Below are 9,038 nucleotides of genomic sequence, written 5' to 3' on the forward strand. Positions count from 1 at the left end.
TGCCAGCTTGCCAAGGCGCTGGCCCCGGAACTTCCAGCCTTTGAAGTGGAACGAGCCCTTTCCCTGGTGAGGGGGTGGCCCCTGGGCTTACGGGTGGTCCTGTTGGCCATGCGCCGGGGCCTGAAGCCGGAGCTGGCGCTGGAAACCGCCGAGGGGCTATTGGCTTACCTGGCCTATGGCCTTCCCGAGGAAGTTCTGCGGGAGGCCTCGAGGCTGGCCCTTTTGGGGGAGGTCCCAGAGGCGGAAGGCCAAGCCCTCTTGCCCTATGCCGAGGACCTGCTTCTGGAGAGGCGGGAGGGCAAGCTCTGGTTCCATCCCCTGGTGCGTGGTGCCCTGAAAACCCTCCTTCCCGAGGCGGAAGCCCGGGGGCTCCTCACCAAGGCGGCGGAGGAGGCCTTGGACCGCGGGGAGGGGATCCGGGCAGCCGGGTTCCTCCTGGAGGCGGGAAGGCTCGGCCACGTGGCGGATCTCCTGGTGCAGGAGGGATTTTCCTGGTTGGCGCGCGGTTTCACCTACAGCGTGTTGCGCCTTTTGGCCCACCTACCGGAAGCCTTGCGCCAAGGGCGGCGCGCCCTCGACCTGTTGGAGGCTGAGGCCTTGCGCCAGGCTGGGCGCTACCAGGAAGCGGAGGCCGCTTACCAGAAGGCCCTTAGGGCGGGAGAGACCCGGGCCTACTTGGGTCTGGCCCGGCTGTTCCTGGACACCGTGGAACCGGCTCGAGGGCGTCCTTACCTGGAGGAGGCCTCGAGGTTGTTTCCCGAGGAAGCCAGGCTTCTCCTGGCGGAGAACCTTCTCAACGAGGGCCGTGTAGCGGAGGCGGAAGCCTTGGGGTTCTCCGGGCCAAGGCTTCTCCTGAGGCAGGGGAGGCCCAAAGAGGCCCTGGCCCGCCTCAGGGAAAGCGGGGACCCCGGCCTGCACCGGCCGCCGCAGAACCATCGGGAGAGTACCCTTCTCCGGTCCCTTTTGGAGTGCGTGGCAGGGGATGCGGAGGAGGGCCTCCGGTGGGCGGAGCGGGGGCTTTGGGAGGCTGAGGTGCTGGGGAGTCCTTTCGGCATGAGCCTGGCCCAGGCCAGGAGGGGGCATGCCCTTCTGGTTTTGGAACGCTTGGAGGAGGCCAAGGCGGCCTACCAGGCCGCCTTGGCCATGGCGGAAGGGGGTCCAGCGCGGCTTAAGGTGGAAGCCCTGGGGGGTCTGGCTGCCCTGGGGGATGAGGAGGCCTACAGGGAAATGGTCCGCCTGACCCGGACCGCCGGGGATCTTTGGGTGGAAGGCTTCCTCACCCTTATGGTGGCGTTGGCTTGGCTTCGGCGGGGCGAGGTTTTTTCCTTGCCCACCCTGCCCCTTTTGGACCCTTTCCTTCAGGCTGTGGCCGAGGCTTACCCGTTTGGGGATGGATGGGAAGACCTTTTGCGGGTTTACCCCTTCCTGGCCCACCGGACGCTTTTCTCACCCCCGGTTGCCCGGGTACGCCGGGCCCTTTGGCGACTTGGCCGCCTTCCCGTTCCCTACCATCCCGGGGTGCGGGTGGAGATACGGGTCCTCGGGGGATTTGAGGTGCGGGTGGAGGGACGGCCTGTGCGGTTCCGCCGGGATAAGGCCCGGCTTCTTTTGGCCCTTCTGGTGGCCGCCCAATGGGAAAAGGAGGATCTCCTCGAGGCCCTGTCGGTTTCCCCAGGGGAGTTCAGGGTGCTGTGGTGGGAGGTGGTCAACGCCCTGGAGCCCGACCGGCCCAGAGGGGCCAGGCCCTACTTCCTGCGCCAGAAGCCCTATGGCCTCTTCCGCCAGGCGCCGGAGCTATACCTGGACCTGGAGGATCCCAAGGCACCCCCGCCCCGCCCTTCCTGGGGCTGGACCATCCTTTTCTGGATGAGGTTTCCAGGGCCTACCTGGAGGAGCGGCGGAGAGAGCTTTTGCAAAGCCCTAGGCTCGAGGACTGGCTTTTGGCCTTGCGCCTGGATCCCCTGGATGAGAAGGTCCTGAAGAGGCTTTGCGGCACCCCCGCCCAGGAAGAGGCCCTCCGCCTTCGGCAGAGGGCCCTGGAGGAGCTGGGTCTTAAGGCGTAAGGCCCACCCCCCGGGATCCCGGGGGGTGGGCGCTGGGTTCTCTTCCGAGGACCCTATGTGGCTTTCTTGGCCTGGCGTTGCCGCAACTCTTTCCAGAACACCACCATGGCGCTCACCACGTAGATGGAGCTGTAAGTGCCCACGAAGATGCCCACGAAGATGGCCAGGGAGAAGTCCCTGAGGACGCTTCCTCCCAGGAAGAGGAGGGCGACGATGGGCAAGAGGGTGGTGAGGCTGGTCATCACCGTGCGGGAGAGGGTCTGGTTGATGGAGCGGTTCACCATCTCCCGGTAGGGGATGCCCCGCATGAGCTTCTGGTTTTCCCGGATGCGGTCTGAAACCACGATGGAGTCGTTGATGGAGTAGCCCACGATGGTGAGGAGGGCGGCGATGGTGGGGATGGAGAACTCCAGGCCCAAGAGGCTGTACATCCCCGCCACGATGGCCACGTCATGGGCCACGGCGATGACGCTGGCCACCCCGAAGGTCCAGTCAAAGCGGAAGGCCACGTAGAGGAGGATTAGGCCAAGGCCCACCAAGACCGCCATCACCGCATTGCGCCGAAGTTCGGAACCGATGGCCGGACCCACGGTCTCCGAGGTGAGGACGCTGGCCTTTAGCTCCGCGGTGAAGAGCCGCTCCAGCTCCAGACGCTTGGCATCGGAAAGGGGTGGGAGCTTAAGGGAAAACTCCCGGAAATCGGCGGTGGGAGCCTGCACCTGGGTGATGACCGCTTCCTTGGCGGGGAAGCCCCTGGCTTCCAGGAAGCGCCTTAGGGTGTCCACGCCCACCTCGGGCCCCGTGCGCAGGGTGTACGCCGTACCCCCGGTGAAGTCGATGGAGTAGTTGAAGCCCTTGGTAAAGACCACCCCCGCTGCCAGGACGGCTAGGAGCAGGGTGGCCACGGTGATGAAGCGGGCCGGGCCCATGAAGTTGAACCTGGGGTCCACCAGCCACATGGGGGGGCGGACCTCCCCGCGCTCGGCCATGCGCTCCAGAAGGTAGCGGCTGAAAACCAGGTTGGAGAAGACGCTGGCCACCACTCCGATGGCCAGAACAACTGCAAATCCCCGAACGGGCCCGGTGGCGTACTGGTAAAGGGCGGCGGCCGCCAGCAAATGAGCGGCGTTCACGTCCAGGATGGTTAGGGTGGAGTGTTTGAAACCCTCGGGGATGGCCTGGCGGAACTTCTTCCCGGCCCTGAGCTCCTCCTTGATGCGCTCGAAGGAAAGCACGTTCCCGTCCACCGCAGCCCCCAGGGTGAGGACCAAGCCGGCGATGCCGGGGAGGGTCAGGGTGGCCCCGAGGCCCGAAAGGAGCCCCAGGATAAGAACGGAGGTGTAGATGAGGCCCAAGGAAGCCACCAGACCTAGGCTTGGGCCGTAGTAGGCGAAGATGAGGAGGAAGATGGCTAGGGTGCCGATGAGGGCCGAGCGGATGCCGGCTTGGATGGCATCCTGACCCAGGGTGGGACCGATGGCCCGTATCTCCGCCACTTCCAGGGGAACGGGCAATGCCCCCGAACGCAACACCAGGGCGATCTCGCTGGCCTCCTCGAGGCCCGATAGCCCCTCGATCACCGCCTGGCCCCCGGTGATGGCCTGACGGATCACGGGGGCGGTGTAGACCTTGCCGTCCAGGACGATGGCCAGCTGCTTGCCCACGTTGGCCCGGGTCACCTCCTCAAACTTCTTGGCCCCTTCCGGGGTAAAGGTGAGGGCCACCTGGGGGCGGCCGAACTGGTCAAAAACCGCCCGGGCGTCGGCCAGGTCCGCTCCCGTGAGAAGGGCCGGGCCCAGGTCCTCGGGCTTGATGAGGTCCTTTTCCAGGTCTTCCCGCTTAAGCCTGGGGTTTTCCCTGAGGGCCTGGTTGATCTGGGCCACGGTGGTGCCGGTGGCCCCTTCCTTGAGGATGCGGAACTCCAGCACCGCCCGCTGGCCGATGAGCTTAAGGGCCCGGTCCTGGTCCGCCTGGGAAAGGCCGGGCAACTCCACCACGATGCGCTTTTGTCCCTGGATCTGGATCAGGGGTTCCGCCACCCCCAGGGCGTTGATGCGGTTTTCCAAGACGGTGCGCGCCTTTTCCAGGTCGTCGGGGGTGGGGTTTTCCACGGCGGCCTCGAGGACAATGCGAAGACCTCCTTTAAGGTCAAGTCCCAGCTTGACCTTGGGTTCCCCGGGGGCCCAGGGCTTCCAGACCATGAGGAGGGCCAGGAGGAAAAGGCCCAGGAGGAGAAGTCCGTTGAGAAGCTTGCGGTTCATACTCTTCACCTTTTGGGGCACGCAGGTGCCCGATTCGCTAGCAGAAGGGCTTAAAGCCGTATACCAGAGCCTAACCTCAGACTGCGCTGGATGGCCTTTTGAGCTTGCGCCAGCGCAAGAAGAAAGAGTTCCGGGCCCTAGCCTCCATCCATCTGGAGGCGACCATAGAGGAGGTAAAGATGGGACGGGGAAGAGGCTTCCAGTGACGGTGGCTTGGCCTTCCTATTCTGGGGCTTGAGGGAAAAATGGGGAGGCCGGGTGGGAGCCTGGGCCAGGGGGGTAAGCCCGTTTCCCTGGCGGTCCTCCTTGAGGACCCAGGCAGGTCCCTTGGCGTGAAGCCCGGCTTCCGCCTTTCCCTTTCCCGCAGGGAAAGGGGGTAGGCCCTGGAGGACCAGGGCCAGGATGGCCAGGGCCAGCCCTAACCTTCCCCAAGCATTCCCTGGGATCTTCCAGTGCCCCAAGGAAGGGCACGCCCCGGAGAAAGACCGCCGGATCCAGCGCAAGGAACCTCCTACGCCGGTACCTCCACCATCTGGAAGACCTCTATGATGTCCCCTTCCTGGAAGTCGTCGAACCCCTCGAGGCCGATGCCGCACTCGTAGCCCTGGGCCACCTCCCGCACGTCCTCCTTGAAGCGCTTGAGGCTGGCCATTTTCCCCTTCCAGATTTCCTCGCCCTTGCGCAAAACCCTTACCTCGGCGCTACGCACCACCTTGCCCTGGGTGACCATGCATCCCGCCACCTGTTTGCCCCCGGGCAGGCGGAAGACGGCCCGCACCTCGGCCCGGCCCAGGATCTCTTCCTTGTAGATGGGCTCCTTTTGCCCCTTGACCATGGCTCGGACCTCGTCGATGAGGTCGTAGATGATGCGGAAGGTCTTGAGGAGGACCCCTTTTTCCTCCGCCTTCTTCTTTACCGAGCCGGGCGGGTTCACCCCAAAGGCCAGGATGGCGGCGTTGGCCGTCTGGGCCAGGAGGACATCGGACTCCGTGGGGGCCCCCACCTGGGCCAGGAGGACGTTGATCTTGACCTCCTCGGTGCTCTCCTTGGCCAGGATGTGCTGGATGGCCTCCAGGGAGCCCTGGGTATCCGCCCGGAGAATGAGGTTAACCTCCTTCTGCCCTTCCTCCTGCAGGGCCCGGAGCAGGTCGGCCATGGTCCTGGGGCGGCGCTCCTTCTCGGCTTCCTCGCGGGCCTTGCGCTCCTCTTTGCGCTCCTCGGTGATCTCCTTGGCGGCTTCGAGATCCGGTACCCACTCCACCACATCCCCGGCGTGGGGAAGCTCCTGGAAGCCCAAAACCTGCACGGCGCTTCCCGGGCCCGTTTCCTTGCGCTGGTTGCCATCGGCGTCCATCATGGCCCGGATGCGGCCGTACACCTCTCCGGCCACCACGTAGTCCCCCACCCGGAAGGTCCCCTCCTGGACCAGCATGTTGGCGATAATGCCCGCCTGCTTGTCCAGCTTGGACTCGAGGATAACCCCTTTAGGCTCGGCGTTCGGGTCGGCCCGGTAGTCCTCCAGCTCGGCGATGAGGAGGATCATCTCCAAAAGGTCCTGCACCCCTTGGCCCGTTTTGGCGCTGATGGGCACCACGATGGCATCCCCGCCGTACTCCTCGGGCACGAAGCCCCGCTCCATTAGCTGGCGCTTGACCCGGTCGGGGTCGGCCTGGGGCAGGTCCATTTTGTTCAGGGCGAAGACGATTTTGGCCCCGGCTGCCTTGGCGTGGGCGATGGCCTCATCCGTTTGGGGCATGATCCCGTCGTCGGCGGCGATGACGATGACGGCGATGTCCGCCACCTTGGCTCCCCGCTGCCTTATGGTGGTGAAGGCTTCGTGCCCCGGGGTGTCGATGAAGACCACCGTGCCCTGAGGGGTCTTCACCTCGAAGGCACCCACGTGCTGGGTAATGCCTCCCGCCTCCTTCTCGGCGATGCGACTTTTCCGCAGGTAGTCCAGGAGGGTGGTCTTCCCGTGGTCCACGTGGCCCATGATCACCACCACGGGAGGCCTTCGGGGCAGGGCTTTCCTGCGCTCCTCCTCCGCCAGCTTCTCCTGCAGGCCTCGTTGCTCTTTTACCAGCTCCCGCACCGCCTCCGCGTCCTCCTCGGAAAGGGTAGAGGCGTGGGACTTGTAGGCAACCCCCATCTGGTCCAGGAGCTCCAGGAGCTCCTCGTTGGTCATGCCCAGCTCTTTAGCCAGCTGGTAGATGCGTATTTTGGCCATCCGTACCTCCTAAAAGGGTGACAAGCGCTTCCGACAAGGCTCTGGCCCGGGCCCCGGCAAAGCGCCTCAGCTTCTTTTCCGTCCAGCACTCCGGGTTGTCGGGGCAGACATAAGCCCCCCTGCCCGGCAGTTTCCCCGTGGGGTCCAGGCGAAACCCCTCCGGCATGAGCAGGATCCGCAAAAGCTCCCCCTTGGGCCGCCTTTTGCGGCACGCCACGCACATGCGGATGGGGACATGCTTCGCCATTACTCGGAAAGATCCCGGAAGAGTTTCTCGAATTCCTCTTTCGCCCGGCTGGTGGTTTCCGCCTCTTCCTTGGCGGCCTTGCGAATGGCCTCGTCCAGGTCGGAGATCTCCGCCTCCTCAAAGTGGATCTCGTAACCCGTGAGCTTGGAGGCCAGGCGCACGTTCTGACCCCCGGTGCCGATGGCCAGGGAGTGTTGGTCCTTGGTCACCTTGACCCGGGCCTTCTGCCCATCGGGTTCCAGCTCGATGGAACCCACCTGGGCGGGGGAGAGGGCGTTGCGGATGAACTCCTTGGGATCCTTGGCCCAGAGGATGATGTCCACCTTCTCCCGGCCCAGCTCGGCGGAAACCGCCTGGATGCGCTGGCCCTTATGGCCGATGCAGGCCCCGATGGGGTCCACATTGGGGTTGTGGGTCATCACCGCCACCTTGCTGCGGCGGCCGGGCTCGCGGGCGATGGCCTTGATCTCCACGATGCCCTCGGCGATCTCGGGGACCTCCTGCTTCAAGAGGTGCTCCAGAAGCTTCTCGTGGGCCCGGCTTACGATCAGGGAAGGGCCTTTGGCGGATCGGTCCACCTTTTTTAGGTACACCTTGAGGCGCTGCCCGGGGTAGTAGCGCTCCGTGGGGATCTGCTCGCTCTTGGGGAGGTAAGCCTCCCCCCGGCCCAGCTCCACGAAGACGTTGCCGCGGTTGTCCACCCGGGTCACCACCCCGGTGAGGACCTGGCCCTCCTTGTCCTTGTACTCGTTGTAGATGCGGTTGCGCTCGGACTCCTTGAGGCGCTGGGTGAGGATCTGGCGCAGGTCCTGGATGGCCATGCGGGAGAGGCCCTCGGGGTCGATGGGGAACTCCATCTCGTCGCCCACCTGGACCTCGGGGTCGTACTGGAGGGCCTCGGAGAGGGCGATTTCCTTGTCTGGATCCTCCACCTTCTCCACCACGCGGCGGACCTCCACCATCTCGATGCGCCCGGTCTGGGGGTCTATATAGACGTCCACCTCCGGACCCTTACCCGCATCGATTTCTTCCTTGCGGTACCCCTTTTGCCGCTTGATGTAGGCCTTGCGCAGGGCTTCCTTGAAGGCCTCGAGGACCTCCTCGGTGGTGACCCCCCGCTCCAAGGCCAGCTGCTGCATGGCGTCTATGAATTCCCGGTTCATCTCTCCTCCCTGAATCTCGGCTGTTACCTGGGCTCCTCGGGCCACTCGGCAAGGTTGGCGCGGAAGGTGCCGATCCTCAGGCGCTTTTCCTCCTGGCCCACCTGGAAGACCACCTCGTCCCCTTCCACCCGAAGGATGCGCCCGGTGAAGCCCTCGGGCCCCGGCACCTTGGTCTTTAGACCCTGGAAGCGCTCGAAGTGGCGGCGGGTAAAGAGGGGGCGCTTGGGGCCGGGAGATTCCACCAGAAGGCGGTAGCTTCCCGGAATGGGGTCCTCCTGGTCAAAGACGGCCTCTATGGCCCGGCTGGCCCGTTCCAGGTCAGCCACGCGGATGGGCCTTTCGTCCTTTCGCTCCAGGCGGACCAGGACCTCCCCGGGGGCTTCCTTCACCTCCAGGACCTCGAGGTCCAGAGGCTCCACCGCTTCCTCCACCAACCGCCAAAGGTCCACAGGCACCTCCCTACCTCCCTTCACAAAGGAAGGGTGGGCTTACACCCACCCCCCTCCCTTGGGAGCACTGGGCTCAGTTTACACCCAAAACCCCCTTGACTACAACCCCTTTAGCCTATTACACTCAAAGTTGCCGGTCCGAGTCCGGCCAGTCACATGGGGGTGAACGGTCTCGACGGGGGTCGCCGAGGGCAGGTGGCGCGCCGAGGTGCGGGTGGCCTCGTAAAAACCCGCAAAAGAATAAAGGCCAACAAGCCTGCTTACGCTCTCGCGGCTTAATGACCGCGACCTCGCCCGGTAGCCCTGCCGGGGGCTCACGGTAGCGGGGACAAGAAACCCGGCTAGCCTTGGCTACGCCCCGTAACCCAAGGCGAAGTTAAGCGGGGCTTGCTCCTGGCCGCCCGTCCGCGGGCCAAGCCAGGAGGACACCCAAAACGCGGACTACGCGCGTAGAGGCCTGCCGTAGGGACTTTCGGACGGGGGTTCGACTCCCCCCACCTCCACCATAGAAGCCCCCAGGGGCCCTCGAGGTGTTTCCCTACGGGAAAGCACCCAAAGGGCCCCTGTTTGGCTATTCAGGAAGGAGTGGTGCGTCCTGGCATCTGGCCTTGCTTTCTTTTGGTAAACT

The 9,038-nt window shown here is 64.9% G+C and carries 6 protein-coding genes, 1 other RNA gene and 1 pseudogene; 2 read left to right on the forward strand and 6 right to left on the reverse strand.

Going from position 1 to position 9,038, the window contains the following annotated elements; all coding sequences use genetic code 11:
• Positions 1 to 2,063 (forward strand): annotated as a pseudogene (locus tag TNMX_RS06465) (hypothetical protein); the annotation flags it as partial.
• 53 nt (positions 2,064 to 2,116) lie between these two features.
• On the opposite strand, the gene secD reads toward TNMX_RS06465, so the two are convergent.
• From secD to rimP, 6 genes are all read right to left on the reverse strand, one after another.
• On the reverse strand, positions 2,117 to 4,324 hold the full coding sequence (gene secD / locus TNMX_RS06470) for a protein translocase subunit SecD (RefSeq protein WP_038030585.1): 2,208 nt from the start codon (positions 4,322 to 4,324) through the stop codon (positions 2,117 to 2,119).
• Between the two features lie 137 nt (positions 4,325 to 4,461).
• Positions 4,462 to 4,827, reverse strand: coding sequence for a hypothetical protein (locus TNMX_RS06475; RefSeq protein WP_253269377.1), 366 nt, complete (start codon positions 4,825 to 4,827; stop codon positions 4,462 to 4,464).
• A gap of 8 nt (positions 4,828 to 4,835) precedes the next feature.
• The gene (gene infB, locus TNMX_RS06480) at positions 4,836 to 6,551 is read right to left on the reverse strand and encodes a translation initiation factor IF-2 (RefSeq protein ID WP_038030588.1); all 1,716 of its coding nucleotides are present in this window, start codon (positions 6,549 to 6,551) and stop codon (positions 4,836 to 4,838) included.
• A complete protein-coding gene (locus TNMX_RS12605; RefSeq protein ID WP_015716818.1) occupies positions 6,520 to 6,798 on the reverse strand; it encodes a YlxR family protein in 279 nt (92 codons plus the stop codon). The genes infB and TNMX_RS12605 overlap by 32 nt, the downstream gene beginning before the upstream one ends.
• Positions 6,798 to 7,961: a transcription termination factor NusA gene (gene nusA, locus TNMX_RS06485; RefSeq protein WP_015716819.1), complete on the reverse strand. Its 1,164-nt coding sequence runs from the start codon at positions 7,959 to 7,961 to the stop codon at positions 6,798 to 6,800. Before nusA ends, TNMX_RS12605 begins: the two co-directional genes overlap by 1 nt.
• Before the next feature lie 23 nt (positions 7,962 to 7,984).
• Entirely contained in the window at positions 7,985 to 8,410 is a 426-nt protein-coding gene (gene rimP, locus TNMX_RS06490) for a ribosome maturation factor RimP (RefSeq protein WP_038030594.1), read from the reverse strand.
• A gap of 158 nt (positions 8,411 to 8,568) precedes the next feature.
• On the opposite strand from rimP, the gene ssrA reads away from it, so the two are divergent.
• Positions 8,569 to 8,916: a transfer-messenger RNA gene (gene ssrA / locus TNMX_RS12610) on the forward strand.
• Positions 8,917 to 9,038: the final 122 nt, after the last annotated feature.

The sequence above is a fragment of the Thermus sp. NMX2.A1 genome, from assembly GCF_000511705.1.
GTDB classification, from domain to species: Bacteria; Deinococcota; Deinococci; order Deinococcales; family Thermaceae; genus Thermus; species Thermus scotoductus.